Annotated in this window: 12 protein-coding genes; 5 read left to right on the plus strand and 7 right to left on the minus strand. The window is 57.0% G+C overall.

Features of this window, described 5'->3' with window-relative positions; translation table 11 throughout:
* The first annotated feature begins 1 nt into the window (after nt 1).
* Nucleotides 2–2,260: a molybdopterin-dependent oxidoreductase gene (locus V8J85_RS14350; protein WP_339954437.1), complete on the plus strand. Its 2,259-nt coding sequence runs from the start codon at nt 2–4 to the stop codon at nt 2,258–2,260.
* On the opposite strand, the gene V8J85_RS14355 is transcribed toward V8J85_RS14350, so the two are convergent.
* From V8J85_RS14355 to V8J85_RS14370, 4 genes are all read right to left on the minus strand, one after another.
* Complete coding sequence (locus tag V8J85_RS14355) at nt 2,257–3,219, minus strand: ABC transporter permease (RefSeq protein WP_339954438.1); 963 nt, start codon at nt 3,217–3,219, stop codon at nt 2,257–2,259. The genes V8J85_RS14350 and V8J85_RS14355 overlap by 4 nt on opposite strands.
* Nucleotides 3,220–3,223: 4 nt before the next feature.
* On the minus strand, nt 3,224–4,198 hold the full coding sequence (locus V8J85_RS14360) for an ABC transporter permease (RefSeq protein WP_339954439.1): 975 nt from the start codon (nt 4,196–4,198) through the stop codon (nt 3,224–3,226).
* Nucleotides 4,188–5,711, minus strand: coding sequence for a sugar ABC transporter ATP-binding protein (locus tag V8J85_RS14365; RefSeq protein WP_339954440.1), 1,524 nt, complete (start codon nt 5,709–5,711; stop codon nt 4,188–4,190). The genes V8J85_RS14360 and V8J85_RS14365 overlap by 11 nt, the downstream gene beginning before the upstream one ends.
* A gap of 61 nt (nt 5,712–5,772) precedes the next feature.
* Nucleotides 5,773–6,744 carry a sugar ABC transporter substrate-binding protein gene (locus V8J85_RS14370; RefSeq protein ID WP_339954441.1) on the minus strand — a complete coding sequence of 324 codons (972 nt, stop codon included), beginning with the start codon at nt 6,742–6,744 and terminating at the stop codon, nt 5,773–5,775.
* 114 nt (nt 6,745–6,858) lie between these two features.
* Here V8J85_RS14370 and V8J85_RS14375 point away from each other — a divergent pair, with 114 nt between their 5' ends.
* The 4 genes from V8J85_RS14375 to V8J85_RS14390 are packed head-to-tail and all read left to right on the plus strand — an operon-like array spanning nt 6,859 to nt 11,042.
* A complete protein-coding gene (locus V8J85_RS14375; protein WP_339954442.1) occupies nt 6,859–8,370 on the plus strand; it encodes a xylulokinase in 1,512 nt (503 codons plus the stop codon).
* A 5-nt stretch (nt 8,371–8,375) separates the two neighbouring features.
* Nucleotides 8,376–9,413, plus strand: coding sequence for a zinc-binding dehydrogenase (locus tag V8J85_RS14380; protein ID WP_339954459.1), 1,038 nt, complete (start codon nt 8,376–8,378; stop codon nt 9,411–9,413).
* On the plus strand, nt 9,406–10,071 hold the full coding sequence (locus V8J85_RS14385) for a class II aldolase/adducin family protein (RefSeq protein ID WP_339954443.1): 666 nt from the start codon (nt 9,406–9,408) through the stop codon (nt 10,069–10,071). The genes V8J85_RS14380 and V8J85_RS14385 overlap by 8 nt, the downstream gene beginning before the upstream one ends.
* 2 nt (nt 10,072–10,073) lie before the next feature.
* Entirely contained in the window at nt 10,074–11,042 is a 969-nt protein-coding gene (locus tag V8J85_RS14390) for a sugar-binding transcriptional regulator (RefSeq protein WP_339954444.1), read from the plus strand.
* 361 nt (nt 11,043–11,403) lie between these two features.
* Here V8J85_RS14390 and V8J85_RS14395 read toward each other — a convergent pair whose 3' ends face one another.
* The 3 genes from V8J85_RS14395 to V8J85_RS14405 all read right to left on the minus strand — a co-directional run.
* A complete protein-coding gene (locus tag V8J85_RS14395; RefSeq protein ID WP_339954445.1) occupies nt 11,404–12,147 on the minus strand; it encodes a hypothetical protein in 744 nt (247 codons plus the stop codon).
* Between the two features lie 248 nt (nt 12,148–12,395).
* The gene (locus V8J85_RS14400; RefSeq protein ID WP_339954446.1) at nt 12,396–13,016 is read right to left on the minus strand and encodes a DUF6634 family protein; all 621 of its coding nucleotides are present in this window, start codon (nt 13,014–13,016) and stop codon (nt 12,396–12,398) included.
* On the minus strand, nt 13,003–13,891 hold an 889-nt coding region (locus V8J85_RS14405; protein WP_339954447.1), incomplete at its 5' end, for a metallophosphoesterase. The genes V8J85_RS14400 and V8J85_RS14405, both read right to left, overlap by 14 nt.

Raw genomic sequence — 13,891 nt, forward strand, 5'->3', positions numbered from 1 at the left:
CATGAAATACACTGCCGCCCATTGGGGCACATACACGTTTGAATCGGGCGACAAAGACCTCACGCCGGTCGTGGATGATCCATTGCCCTCTCGCATCGGGCGTGGCTGGGTTTCGGCGGCAACTGACCCGGCAACGCGGGTTCTGGCGCCGGTTGTCAGAAAAGGATGGCTGAACGGCGACAAAGGCGCAGCACGGTGTAGCGACAGCTTTGTCGAAATCACGTGGGACCGCGCCACGCAATTGGTGGCCAGCGAAATTGATCGCGTTCGCACAACCTATGGCAATCAGGCAATTTTCGGGGGCTCTTACGGCTGGTCCAGCGCTGGTCGTTTCCATCATGCACAGGGGCAAATGCGCAGGCTTCTGGCTTTGGCCGGTGGGTACACCTCATCGCGCGAAACGTATTCGCATGCGGCGGCTGAAGTGCTGTTTCCCCGCATTCTGGGCATGTCGAACAGAGCATTTCAGGACCAGATGACATCGCTGCCCCTCGTGGCAGAGCATTGCGAATTTGTTTTGGCGTTCGGCGGCATTTCCAGGCGAACGGCTCAAATCACCTCTGCAGGAACGGCAACACATGACGTTGGTTCTTGGCTGGACGCATTGAAGTCGAACAACGTTGAAGTCCTTAGCGTAGCGCCAGAAAGAGGCGAGGCACAGGCATGGCTACCTATCCGGCCCGGCACAGACACCGCGCTGATATTGGCTCTCATCCATTGGATCGTCAGTGCGGGCAAGGAGGACCAACGCTTCCTCGCGCGCTGCACAAGCGGCTGGAACGATCTAAAAGCGTATGTTCTGGGCCATACAGAAGGTCGGCCCAAAACGCCTGCTTGGGCCGCGACCATCTGCGATATCCAAGAGCGAAGGATCATCGAGATTGCGCGAAAGCTGACCGAGACCCGGAATATGATTTCGACGGCCTGGGGGCTGCAACGCGCCGATCACGGGGAGCAACCGATTTGGGCCGGTCTCGCCCTCGCAGCGGTTCTTGGTCAGATCGGTCAGCCTGGGACGGGCTACAGTTTCGGCTATGGGTCCGTCACTGCCATCGGGCGGCCTGTCCCGTGGATACCTTGGCCGTCGCTGCCCAAAGTGCCCAATCCTGTGACGGATTTTATTCCGGTTGCACGGATTGCAGATGCACTCCTCTTCCCTAATGTGCCCTACAATTATGACGGTGAAACGCGCCACTATCCGGACCTTAAATTGGTATGGTGGAGTGGCGGCAACCCCTTCCACCATCACCAGGACCTGTTGCGGCTGGAACGGGCATGGCGGCGCCCCGAAACGATCATTGTCAGTGAACACAGCTGGACTGCCACCGCGCGGCGCGCTGATATCGTTCTGCCTGCAACAACGCCATTGGAGCGGGAGGATCTGATGATGAACCGGCGTGATCCGGCATTAGTCTACATGTCGCGCTTTACGGCCCCAATGGGACAGGCGCGTGATGATTTCGATTTCTGCGCTGAGATCGCTGACAAACTGAATGTCGGAGACGCATTTCGAGGGGGCAAGACCAGTGCTGAGTGGCTTGCACATTTGTGGGACGAGGCCAGGAACGTTGGGGCCACCCAAAACATCGACATGCCGGATTTCGAAGACTTCAAGGTGATGGGGCGTTTTGATCTGCCTGTTGATCGCCAACACCGCATCGCGTTTGCGGATTTCGTCAAAGATCCAGAGGCGAACCCGCTGGGTACGGAAAGCGGCAAACTGACCGTTTCAAACCAATCCATTGGCGAGATGGACCTTTCAGACTGCCCTGCGCACCCAAGCTGGCTGCCGCCTGTTGAGGGGAGTGCGCTGCCGGATGGCGCGTTCCACCTAATCTCGGGCCAGCCTGCCACACGACTGCATGGCCAGAATGATATGGGCAGCGAAAGCCTTGGCGCAAAGGTGTCAGGGCGCGAGGTATGTACGCTGCATCCTGCCGCCGCAGAGCGTTTAGGGGTCGCCGACGGTGGCTTTCTGCGCCTGTACAATGTTCGCGGTGCCTGCATTTGTGCGGTCAAGACAAGCGAGGATATTCGCCTGGATTGCCTGTCGCTTCCGACAGGTGCGTGGTTTGATCCCAGAGTGATAAACGGTACGAAAACCTGCATCCATGGCAACCCGAACGTCTTGACGTTGGACAAAGGATGCTCGTCGCTGAGCCAGGGGAACATCGCACATACATGTGTGGTCTATGCCGAGGCTTGGCATGGCCCGTTGCCGGAACTGAGTGTCGACAAACCACCAAATGTTGCGCTCTAGTCGCTCCGCGCTGTGCGTTGTGCGACCGCGAGGGCCAAGGCCGATACCAGAATGATCCCTTGGAGCGCGTCCTTGGTGTTGAAGTTCAAACCCATAAGGTTCAGCCCGTTGGCAACCATCCCGAGGAATAGAACGCCGGCTACGGTTCCCAAAACATTCGGGCGCCCGCGCGGATGTAAAGCTGCGCCAATGAACACGGCTGCGATTGCGTCCAGCAGATAGGAAAAGCCAGAGAGTGGCGTGAACATCCGGATATTGGCTGCAGCGATCAAGCCACCAACAGCACAGGTCATCGCGGCAAAAATAAAGCACCCGATCAGAATGCGATTGACCCGAATTCCGGCCACAACGGCGGCAGACCGCTGCATCCCCATTGCATGAATGCGCCGCCCCCAAATCGACCGTTCCAGCAACAGATAGTAAATCACCACGAGAACCGCAGCCAACACCGCCTCCGTCGGGATGCCTAGGATGTCGCCTTGCGCGATATTGCGAAACTCGGTTGGCATCCGGCGATAGGAAATCGGCCCCCCGCCATTGGTAAAAATGCGCTGCACAGAGGAACCGATGAAGAAGGTGCTCAGTGTTGCTAGAAAGGGGCTGATGCGGAGGCCAACAACAAGGATCGCATTGAAAATCCCGACAAGTGACCCCCCAATGACGCCCGCGCAGGCCGCGCTGAACCAATTCAAGTCATAAGTGCTCATCGCGACAACGGCGAAGGCGGCACCAAAGTCCAGCGCGATACCAATCGACAGATCAATCCCGCCGGTCGCCACGATCAACGTCAAACCGAGTGCGAGGATCAGCAAGATAGCCGAGCCCTCAACGATATTCAGCAGGTTGCCGCCTTGCAGGAACACCGGATTCCAAACCGCAAACAGAATAAAAAATGCCGCAAAGACGATGAGAAAGCCAAAGCGCAAAAGAATATCGCGGAGGGTGTTTGAACGGTCCATCACCTTACCGACCCCGCTGCGCCAAGGCCGAAAAGGCGACGACTACGACGATCAAAGACCCTTTGATCAGTCCGGTCCAGAACACGTTCACCCCCATGGACTTCAAGCCAATCGAAATCGCCGCAACCAACAGCGCACCGAGGACCGCGCCCCAAAGTGTCACGACGCGACGCGGTGAAAATGCAGCACCCAAAAACGTGGCAAGTACCATTTCAAGCATTAAGTTGTCTTGCACGCCAGGAGAGCTCCCTGAACCCCGCGCGAGCAAAAAGAAACCACACAGAAAGCCCGTGATCGCTGCAACAACAAAGCTCTGTGCGACAAACCGATTGACGTTGATACCCGAGATTTCTGCCGCGTCACGACTACCGCCTGCGGCCTGCATGTTAAGGCCCCAACGTGTGCGATGTGCTGCAAAGAAGAGCGTTGCCACGATGAGGGCGACCAACAGAATGCCAAGCGGCACACCAGCAATTTCCTCCGCCCGAAGCGCCACAATCCAATCATGATCCACATTAATGCGGCGGCTGACTGTGATCACGTTATTCACGCCAACCACAGCGACAAACACCGCTAAGGTTGTCAGAAGCGGTGTCATCCCAATTCTCGTCACCAGGACTGCGTTCAATACACCCACCAACGTGCATGCGACCAACGCAACCATGGCGCAGACGGCGAGCGGCACTCCGGATGTGAGCATCTGCGCAGTAATCCCGGCAGACAAAACCGCCGTCGCCGGTATGGACAGATCAATTCCACCCGATACCACATCATCCCCACCGGCCATGACGACGATGGCCAGCCCCGCACATACAAGAACCACCGGCAGGCTTTGAATCACGATGAGTTCCAAACTCTGCAAGGTCAGAAAATTCGGTGCATTCAGACTGATGTAGCCCAGCACCGCGATGAAAATGACAAGTGGCAGGTAACCGACAAGATCGGACACCTTGGGGCCCTGTGACACCTCAGCTTGCATGTGCTGTCCCCTTGATCGATGCGGCCCCTGTCGTCGCGGCAACAAGTTCATCAACGGTTGTGGCAGTGGCCTCAAGCTCATCCACAATGACCCCGCGCATCATGACGATAATCCGATCACAGATACCTTGTAATTCGACGGGATCAGATGAAGACACGATGACCACCGCGCCTTTTGCGGCGAGATCCGCGATCAATTGATAAATCTCCGCTTTGGCGCCGACGTCGACGCCGACGGTCGGCTCATCAAAAATGAAGATCTTTGCGTCAGTGGCCAGCCATCGCGCAAGAACGACCTTTTGTTGGTTTCCACCGCTCAGAAGCCGCGTGATCGCATCGGGGTTTGGTGGGCGGATATCCAGCGCCTCGATTTGTGCTTCGGTCTCAGTTGCGGCGGCCTTCGCGTTGACCAAACCCATCTTCGACGTGCGGCTCAATGTGGCCAGAGTAGCGTTTTCCGAGACAGACATGGGGAGGACAAGCCCGTCATGCCGCCGGTCGCGTGGAACAAGCACAATCCCTTGTGCGACAGCCTTTGCAGCAGTGCTCGCGTTGATTGGCTCACCATCTAGAGCGACAGTCCCCGCCGTCTTTTTCCGCAAACCATAGAGGCAGTCGATGAGTTTTTCACGGCCGGAGCCGATCAAACCAGCGATACCGAGGATTTCACCCTTGTCGGCCTCAAAGGCTACATCAGAAAATACCGTGCCAGATGCAAGGTTTGTGACCGACAGACCCTTTTGCGTTGGACGACTTGTTCGATTTGGGAACATGTCCGCGATTTCCCGCCCGACCATCGCATAGATCAGGTCGGCCGCGCTATCGTCAGTGATGTTATCAAACACACCAACAGTCTGACCCTGTCGAAACACAGTGACACGGTCGCAGATATCGGTGATCTCAGACAAATAGTGCGACACATAGAGGATCGCGATCCCCTGTAATTTTAGTTTGGCAATGGCCCCCATGACGAGATCGACTTCCTCGCTGGCCAATGGGGCGGTTGGTTCGTCAAAGACGACCACGCGCGCGGCGCCGTCGATGAGGGCGCGGGCAACTTGTACCAATTTGCGTTCAGCCGGACCAAGGTCACGGATCAGCCGGTTGCCTGATATCACAAAGCCAAGATTGTCCTGCAAAAAGGCTTCTGCCCGCTTCCGCATCTCGCGTTTTGCAATCCCAAGCCCTCCGAGCAGTTCTTGGCCCATAAAAACAGACTCAGTCACGGTAAAATGCGGGACGAGGTGCAGCTCTTGGTGAATGAAGCGAATGCCTGCCTCATGGACTGCGGCGGGGGTCGCTGGATTGAGATGTTGCCCGTTAATCGTGATTGAACCTGCTTCTGGCTGATAGACGCCCGCAAGTACCTTGATCACCGTGGACTTGCCCGCACCGTTTTCGCCAACAAGCCCATGAACCTCGCCAGGTTTTACCGCAAGCGAAGCTGAGTCCAACGCACGGACGCCCGGAAACTCTTTGACGATGTCTGTCAGCGAAACAGCAAAATCCGTCATTGGACTTACCTCAAAAAAAAGGCGGCGGAGATTGCCGCCGCCTTTCCAAAATTACGATGCTTTACTCAAGCGAACCGTAGCCAAGTGCCTCATAGGCAGCAATTGCTTCATCGCGCCCATTGACGGGTACAACGTCCACATAGGTTTGCGGAAGCAGTGCTTCACCCGCAAAGTGACGCGCTACGTTCATCGCCGACGTGGACCCGATCAGGTTCGGTTGTTGGGCGACATTGGCCACAAAGGGTGAACCTTCTTCGGCCATGATCTCCAACGTGTCTGGCCCACCGTCCAAAGCTGTCACCAGAACATCTGTCCGCCCTGCTTCTTCAAGGGCTTGCACGACACCAATAGCTGGCTGATCCCAGCAGCCGACATGGATCGCATTGATCGTACCCTCTGGATACTGGCTCAGCAGATCGAGCGTCTTTTTGCGCGCATCTTCCGGTGCATTTGCAAATTCTTCGGCCAGTTCAGGCTGAATGATCTCGATGCCTGGGTAGTCTTCCAGCACGTATTTCCACAAACCCGCACGAATGTCGCAAATCCGCAGCGCTTCCTGGAACGCGTTGAACACAGCAACCTTGCCTTCGCCGCCAATCGCGTCAGCCATGTAGCGACCAATTGTTGTGCCCATATAGTAGTTGTCAGATGTCGTGTTGTTGACGGCATGTGGGCTGGGGTGATCCACAGTGAACACAGGGATACCGGCAGCTTTGAGTGCTTCAAACTTTGGTTCGACCGCACCGTCACCCAAAATTGAAATCACCGCGTCGACGCCGTTGTTCAACAGAATGTCGTGGTTGTCGGCATGTACCTGATTGTCACGGCCACCGTCGACCGGCACAACTGTACCGCCCAGGCTTTCGACTGTGCTTGTCGCACCATTAAACGCTTCGCGATCCCAGAAGTGCTGGGTTCCTACCACGGCCACGCCGATTGTCTTGCCCTCAAGGCTTAGATGCCCGTCTGCAAAGGCTGGTGCCGCCAATGCCAGGCTCGTGCAAGCCAGAACAGCTTTCACTGAAAAGCTCATTGTATTCCTCCCTTACGTTTGCGGCCTCCACCGCAATTGATGCTCAGAAGAAAACAAGTCAGTTTACAAATGTCAAATTTTAAATCACATGTTTAAGCGACAAGGGAGGACGCGGTGACAACGATCAGGCTTGCATTGGATGTTGGAACGACCGCCATCAAAGCAGCGGCATTTGATCCTCAGGGGAAGATTGTTGCCGAAGACTCTGCGCCCTCAACAGTGATCAGAGGGCCGAACGGTGAAAATGAGCAGGATCCCGAAATCGTCTGGGACGCCGTTGCAACATGCCTCCAACGCACTGCAGGACAGGTTGATCCGGCCCGTATCAAGTCTCTCGGTATCTGCGCGCAAGGGGACGGCTTCTGGCCGCTTGATGCCGGTCACAAGCCGGTTAGACCCGCGATCCTCTGGTCAGACACACGCGAAGACATCGCCAAGGACTTGGCAGAACTCTCAGGTGGACCTGCGACGTCTGCTGTCGGGCGCGGCTGCAATACCGCACTTTGGCCCGGAACATCTGCGATGGGGTGGCGCTGGCTGAGGCGCAATGAACCCAAGGCGGCAGAACGCGTTCAATATGTTGCGACGTGCGGCGACTTCATCGGACACCGGCTAACGGGTGTTCTGTCGACAGACTTTGCAAATGCAACAATCCCATTTCTCGACATTGCATCGCGCAGCTACGGCAATGCGATCTCTGCGTTGGAATGCACGGACTTGCAGGACAAGCTCTTGCCCCCAAAACGCGCACATGCGGTTCTTGGACACGTCACAAGAGCCGCAGCCCGCGCGACCGGCCTTCCAGATGGCCTTCCGGTGTCTGTCGCGACACTTGACTTGGGCGCGATGATCGTTGGGCTGGGTATGTCACGCGCAGGCGAAACGATGATGATCCTTGGGACGACTGCCGTAGTGAACATTCTGACGGATCAAATTGAATCAACCGATGATCCTATAGCCGCAACGGTTTTGCATCCAACGAACGAAGTCGCAATCAGAGTCCTTGCACCTTCAACGGGCGCCGCAGCGTTTGATTGGTTCGCAAGCCTTCATCCGCTGAGCCTTGGCGGCGAAGGGACGGATGAAATTGCGATGAAACTGAACGCGCTCGTCGAACAGGTGCCGATCGGTGCGAACGGCGTAACCTTCCTGCCGTACCTTAATGGAGAACGTGCACCTTTTGTCGATCCTACGGTTCGTGCGGGCTTCTTGGGCATGTCAGGCAGCACCACCAAAGGCGAGTTGGGGCGCGCTGTGATGGAAGGGACTGCGCTCAGCCTGCGCCACTGTTTTGAGGAGGAGAACGGCCTGCCAACTCTTCCCGTCAATCTGACAGGCGGAGGTGCGCGTAATCCTGTTTGGTGTCAGATTATCGCGGACATCATCGGGCAAGATGTCATGGTCAATTCGGCTTCGGACCTTGGCCTTTGGGGGGCGGCTTGCATCGGTGCCGCAGCCGTCTCAGGCGAAGATCCGATAGCACTTGCTGCCCGAAATACCGACGATTTGGTGACGTATCGCGCAGACCCAAACCGGCATGATACCTATGCCCCGGTTTTCAAGAAGTACCGCAAATTGTCCGAAGCCCTGCGTGGCGCATCAGCCAGTGAGGAGAGTCCGACGTGACGAACATGATGAAAGCGGCTGTCCAGTACGCCATAGACGATATTCGGCTTGAAGATCGCCCTATACCAGAGGTTGGCCCAGGCGAGATGCTTCTCAAGACCCGCGCCTGTGGGCTTTGCGGTGGCGAGACGATGGCTTGGTATAAAACGGAGCCGAAGGTGCTCGGGCACGAACCAGCTGGCGAAGTGGTCGAACTTGGCGCTGGCGTCACCGACTATCAGATTGGTGATCGTGTTTTTGTGAACCACCACGTGGGCCGGGTCGACAGTCACCTTTCGCGACGCGGTCACTTCACGCGTGATCCTTTCTATAAGACCATGCGGCTCGATCCAGGTGGCGTCTGTGAATACTTCAAGGTCACTGCCCAGCATCTGGCAATGGACACCCACAAACTGCCTGTCGGCATAAGCGATGAAGAGGCGACCACAATCGAGCCGTGGTCATGTGTGTTGTCCGGATTGAAGGTTTGCAACATCCAACCCGGTGACACCGTGGCGGTTGTCGGCGCTGGATTTATGGGACAAGGATTTGTTCACCTCGCACCGCTGTTTGGTGCGGGCAAGGTCGTGGCGCTCGATTTCTCGAACTGGCGGCTCGATAAGGCGCGTCATTTTGGGGCGACCCATACCATCAACCCCAAAACAGAGGATGCGGTTGATGCAATGCGCGCGCTCAACAATGGACGGCTTGCTGACACGGTTATTGTGATCGCGCCATTTCCTTCCGCATGGGAACAAGCCATGGCGCTGGTGGAAGTGGGTGGGTGCCTGCATTTGGGCGCACCGCTGCCTCCCGAGACCGACTGGGTGCAAAATGGCCACAAAGCCTATTTTGACCAAATCACGGTCACCTCGCGCTATTCATCAGATCACACAGACACCTACAGCTACATTCGCCTGCTTGAAGCTGGTCGGATAAACGCAAGAGACGCCATCTCACACCGCTTTGACATCGCTGACAGTGCCGAGGCTTTCCGCATGCTGGTTGAGGCAGAAAAGTCGCTGAAGATCGTCGTCTACCCGCACGGAGTGCCCGATGCTTGAGACGTTGAAACAGGAGGTCTGCGATCAGAACCATGAACTTCCACGCAACGGACTTGTGGTTGGATCGGGCGGAAACGTCTCTGGGCGTGACCCTAAAACTGGTCTGATCGTTATCAAGCCGTCCGGCGTCAAATTCGACAAATTGACGCCTGAGACCATGGTTGTTGTTGATCTGGACGGAAATGTCATCGAGGGTGACATGAAGCCGTCGGTCGATACTGGGATACACCTCTATATCTATCGCAACCGATCGGACGTGTTTGGCATCACGCACACCCATTCGCCCTATGCATCCAGCTTTGCGGCCCGTGGTGAACGGATACCAGCCGTTCTAACGCCGATCACGCACATGCTGGGTCGAGATGTGCCCTGCTCGCGCTACGCGACACCGGGTGAGGTCGATACCGGCCAGGCGATCTTAGATGCAGCCGATGGGGGTTGGGCTGTCCTCGTAAAAGCGCATGGCGTTTTCACGATGGGCAAATCCGCCACCGAAGCCACCAGCATCGCCATGTATCTGGAAGAGGCCGCGATGACGACACATCTGGCCTTGTGCCGCGGCCCTGTGGAAGAGTTGCCACAAGAAGAAATTGATCGCTGCTACGCTTGGTTTCGCAAGAACTATGGACAAAGCGGCACCAAGCCCGTCAAATCCTGAGTGTGAACAAATCCAGCAACATATACGTCGACAGTGATCGTGGCGAACGGCTTTCGAATGTCGCGCTGCTTTACTACGGAGAGGGTCTGACCCAAAGCGAGATTGCGAAGCGATTGCAAGTGTCTCGCGTGACAGTCGTCAACTTGCTGCGGGAAGCGCGCGAACTGGGGATTGTCCAAATTCGCGTAGACGGCAAACAGCTGAAAGAGAATTCACTCGCACGCGATCTGCGCGAGGCCTACGGGCTGACGGATGTTTATATCTCGGACACGTTTGAGGATGCCGAAACCAACCGAGATGCAGCGCTTCGCCAACTGGGCCGCGTTGCTGCGACGGCTTTTCTGGACATCGTCGAAACAGGTGACCGCGTTGGGATCGCGTGGGGGGAGACAGTGCTTGCCCTTTCGGAAGAACTGCCACGCGTTCAAGTTGAAAAGGTCGAAGTGAGCCAGCTTATCGGTTCAATGATGTCTGACCGCGTTCCCGCTTCCGAGAACTGCACAATCCGCATTGCAAGCCAGATCGGTGCGCAGTGTTACACGCTGCACGCGCCAGCACTCGCCTCCACGGCTGACTTGGCCGCGCTTTTTCGCGAAGAGCCGACAATCTCTGCCCAGCTGGACCGGTTGAAAACGCTGGATATGGTAACCTACTCGATAGGCAATATTTCGGATGATACGCATATGGCAGCTGCCGGAATGGCAAGTTTGGAAGAGCTGACAGCTGCCCGAAAGGCTGGGGCGAAAGGGATCATTTGCTGCCGCTACATCGACGCAGAAGGCAATGAGTGCCATTTACCACCTACCGATCGTGTTATCGCCGCAGAACTCACAGACTTACAGAAGGCTGCCAAACGTCTTCTTGTTGTGTGCGGAAACGATCGCCTTGAAGCGACCCGAGCGGCCCTCAAAGGCGGGCTAGCAACGCATCTATGTGTAAATTCTGCACTCGCAAAAGCTTTGATCAACTAGCCATTCTGATTAGTCCAGCGGCTGTAGGATTTGCACAAAAAAGTCAGAGGGCGGTGTGGGTTTTGCTCAAGTCCTCCCAATGAATGACAACTTCGGTGACATGCGCTCGGTTGCAAAAAGACTTGCTCTGCACGTGCGAACGAATGCTGCGTCAGCAATAGCTGCATCTGCACAAGTCCGGTTTGTCCCGCAAGGTGCAATTTCCAGCTGCCACTAGCGAATGGCCGCTGTCCGAGCCGAAGTAGGGATTATGAGTCGCTTAAGCGGCCCGACTTCGGCCATCGGTTGCAGAGATCGACGCTCGTAGCCTAGCTTTGGAGGCCGACGGCTCCATTTCAATTTGGCCTACATTGGCCGCCGGTCAGATGCCCACCCGCCGCAATTGAACCAATTCAACCCAAGACAGCAGCTTAGCTCGGAACCCGAGTTTCTCTGTGATGTCCACGTAGCGCACCATCTGCTCATCCGGCTTGCCATCTTCCGACACGAAGTCGATCCTGCAGGCCCCGGCGGCGCTGAGGTGTGTGAGCGAGTCCCGAAATATCTCCGCTAGACTCCGTTCGTCTGCCAGCCGGTAAACGATTGGCGCGTAGCCGGCGATCAGTTTCTCGAGGCTCTTTGCGGCGAAACCGCTTGTTGGGACGAGGCCTTCCATCAGCAACACGGTGTCGAACTTTAGGCGCCTGTGATCACAAAGAAGATTGGCGTCCGGCGTTGCACCGATCCCCAGATCGAGTGGAACAAGCACGGTATGCGCCATTCCTGGCGTGATCTCCTGATAGCCAGCGAATGCCGCGTGGCGCCGCGTGTGGGACAACGCGTCCAGAACCTGCGCTGCATCCTGCGGGGCGACGGTTCGACATTCGATACCATCAATATCCTTTGTACTTCGATCTGTGATGCACATCAGGTCACCGGCCGGGATACCGAAACGTTCTTTCACGTGTCCAACACAATCCGCAAAGTGCACGCGGCTACCAGGGACCTTTTCCATTTGGACAACTCTTATCCAAGGCGGCCGCGCCTCCTCAAACTCTTCCGGTAGGCAGAGAAGACCTTCCGTGAACAAGACCATGGGCAGGCCCGTTTCGAGCGCCAGAAGCATCAATGCGTCCTGGAAGGTCTCAGGCGATCTGCACCCCGTTTCCGGCCCGGTTCTGGGAGGTGCCGAATGGCAGGCCCCTTCCTCTCCGCTCAGATCGAGACAGATCGCGCGAGGGCGGCTGGCGGGCCAGTTCGGTTGGTCAGTCATTTCTTTTCCTCCCTTTCAAGGCACCGTTCTTCCAATCCGCGCGGGAAGCCGCTTCGCGATGCGTTGGCAAAAAGGGTCCCATCGTGGGAACTCTGCATTTTTTACTCTTCCCTCACGCCTTCACTTATCTGCACAGCGGCGCAGATTGCCTCCGCTTCCCAGACCTCGATCGCCATTGCGCTGATGCCGTCGGCTTTGCTACCCCACTTCCGATGGAAGTCTTCGGGCGTCGAACGATCTTCAAGCCGGTAACACCGTGAGACCGTCCTTGCCCAACTGAAGTCACGGTCAAGACCGCAGAGCGGTGATGTTCGGATCATCGGTCCGATCGACGCGGGGTGGCCGTCGACCTCGCCCACCAAATGCGCCCAGATGCCATACTCCGACCTGATCGACACCCAGCCCGTCAGCACGGGTGCTTGGACAATATCTCTCTTGCTCGGTCCGATCACCGCCAGCTCGAGCGACCGCAGACGCATCCGTGTGGTGAGCAGGCGCCAAATATCCTCAGCAGCAAGCACCCATTCGAGCGGTAGAACGTATCGCGCGCCGTCAATCAGGATAGGCTCCAGATTGGGTGCAACATCCCTGATCAGGGCGATCAGATCCGGGTCGATGTCGTCCCATCGGACAAGCGTTCCGTCGTCAAAACCACCGACCCACACGGGCTTGACCGACTTCAGTTTGTCGAGAAGCGCGTGGTCCGCATCATTCAGATCCATGGCGGCTCTCCCAGATGCAGGCTTCGCGCAGATAGGATGTGGACGCGCGCGCCAATTCCTCGGCGTAGCCGATCGACACGTTGCGGATGTCGGTTTGACCGACCTTGGCGCGCAACCGTCTGTGGGAATGCCCGAAGAACCAGGCGTCCGGCTGATAGCCTGCGATCAGATCGCCCAAGTCGGAATGAAACGACGCTGTCAGGGCATCGATGGCACCCGCAACATCCGGGTGCGGCCCGTGATGCGTCACGACGACGGTCTGCCCCGTGCTGCAGGCATGGTGCGGCACTGACAGCGCCTTGACGAGCCAATCACGATGATCCCGGTGAACGCGCAGGACATCTTCCGGCTTGATCCAGGGCTGCGGAATCCATCCGCCGGGGTTGTCATCCAGTGTCAGACTGCTCGGCGCAGGTCTTGCGATCCTGGAATAGTCCCGCATGACCTGTTGCGCGAAGCTCATCGCCCTTGGCTGATCGTCCAGCAGATCGAAGTCGGTCCAGAGCGTGCAGCACAGAAAGCGGGTCGTTCCGTGTTGCAGAACCCGTTTTTGAACGAACTGCGCGCCGGCTTTCGTCGCTTCGCGTTCCAGGAGGGGGTCATCCCCGAGGCTGCCATTATAGTAATCATGATTGCCCGGGAACGCGTAGACCTTCTCCGGCAGGATATGCTGCGCCAGATAGTCAAAGACCTTCGACCAGTTCGGAGCTGGACCGTTGATCAGATCGCCTGCGAGGATGAGCGCGTCTGCGGTTTGGAGCGCGTATTCACGGTTCAGGAGCGCGATCGGGTCGACAGCGAGCCGATAGAAGCTGTCCAAATGCAGGTCTCCGAGGATCACCACGCGGCCGGTGTCAAATGGGATGGTAAGCGTG

Origin of the sequence: Yoonia sp. 2307UL14-13 (assembly GCF_037572755.1) — a bacterium.
Taxonomy (GTDB): domain Bacteria; phylum Pseudomonadota; class Alphaproteobacteria; order Rhodobacterales; family Rhodobacteraceae; genus Yoonia.

Bases quoted from the DNA above. Each gene is read 5' to 3' on its own strand.
- V8J85_RS14395 (WP_339954445.1), bottom strand. From the start codon at position 12,147: ATGCTTCTGGCGCTCGAAACGGGCCTGCCCATGGTCTTGTTCACGGAA.
- V8J85_RS14350 (WP_339954437.1), top strand. From the start codon at position 2: ATGAAATACACTGCCGCCCATTGGGGCACATACACGTTTGAATCGGGC.
- V8J85_RS14355 (WP_339954438.1), bottom strand. From the start codon at position 3,219: ATGGACCGTTCAAACACCCTCCGCGATATTCTTTTGCGCTTTGGCTTT.
- V8J85_RS14380 (WP_339954459.1), top strand. From the start codon at position 8,376: ATGATGAAAGCGGCTGTCCAGTACGCCATAGACGATATTCGGCTTGAA.
- V8J85_RS14385 (WP_339954443.1), top strand. From the start codon at position 9,406: ATGCTTGAGACGTTGAAACAGGAGGTCTGCGATCAGAACCATGAACTT.
- V8J85_RS14400 (WP_339954446.1), bottom strand. From the start codon at position 13,016: ATGGATCTGAATGATGCGGACCACGCGCTTCTCGACAAACTGAAGTCG.
- V8J85_RS14370 (WP_339954441.1), bottom strand. From the start codon at position 6,744: ATGAGCTTTTCAGTGAAAGCTGTTCTGGCTTGCACGAGCCTGGCATTG.
- V8J85_RS14365 (WP_339954440.1), bottom strand. From the start codon at position 5,711: ATGACGGATTTTGCTGTTTCGCTGACAGACATCGTCAAAGAGTTTCCG.
- V8J85_RS14360 (WP_339954439.1), bottom strand. From the start codon at position 4,198: ATGCAAGCTGAGGTGTCACAGGGCCCCAAGGTGTCCGATCTTGTCGGT.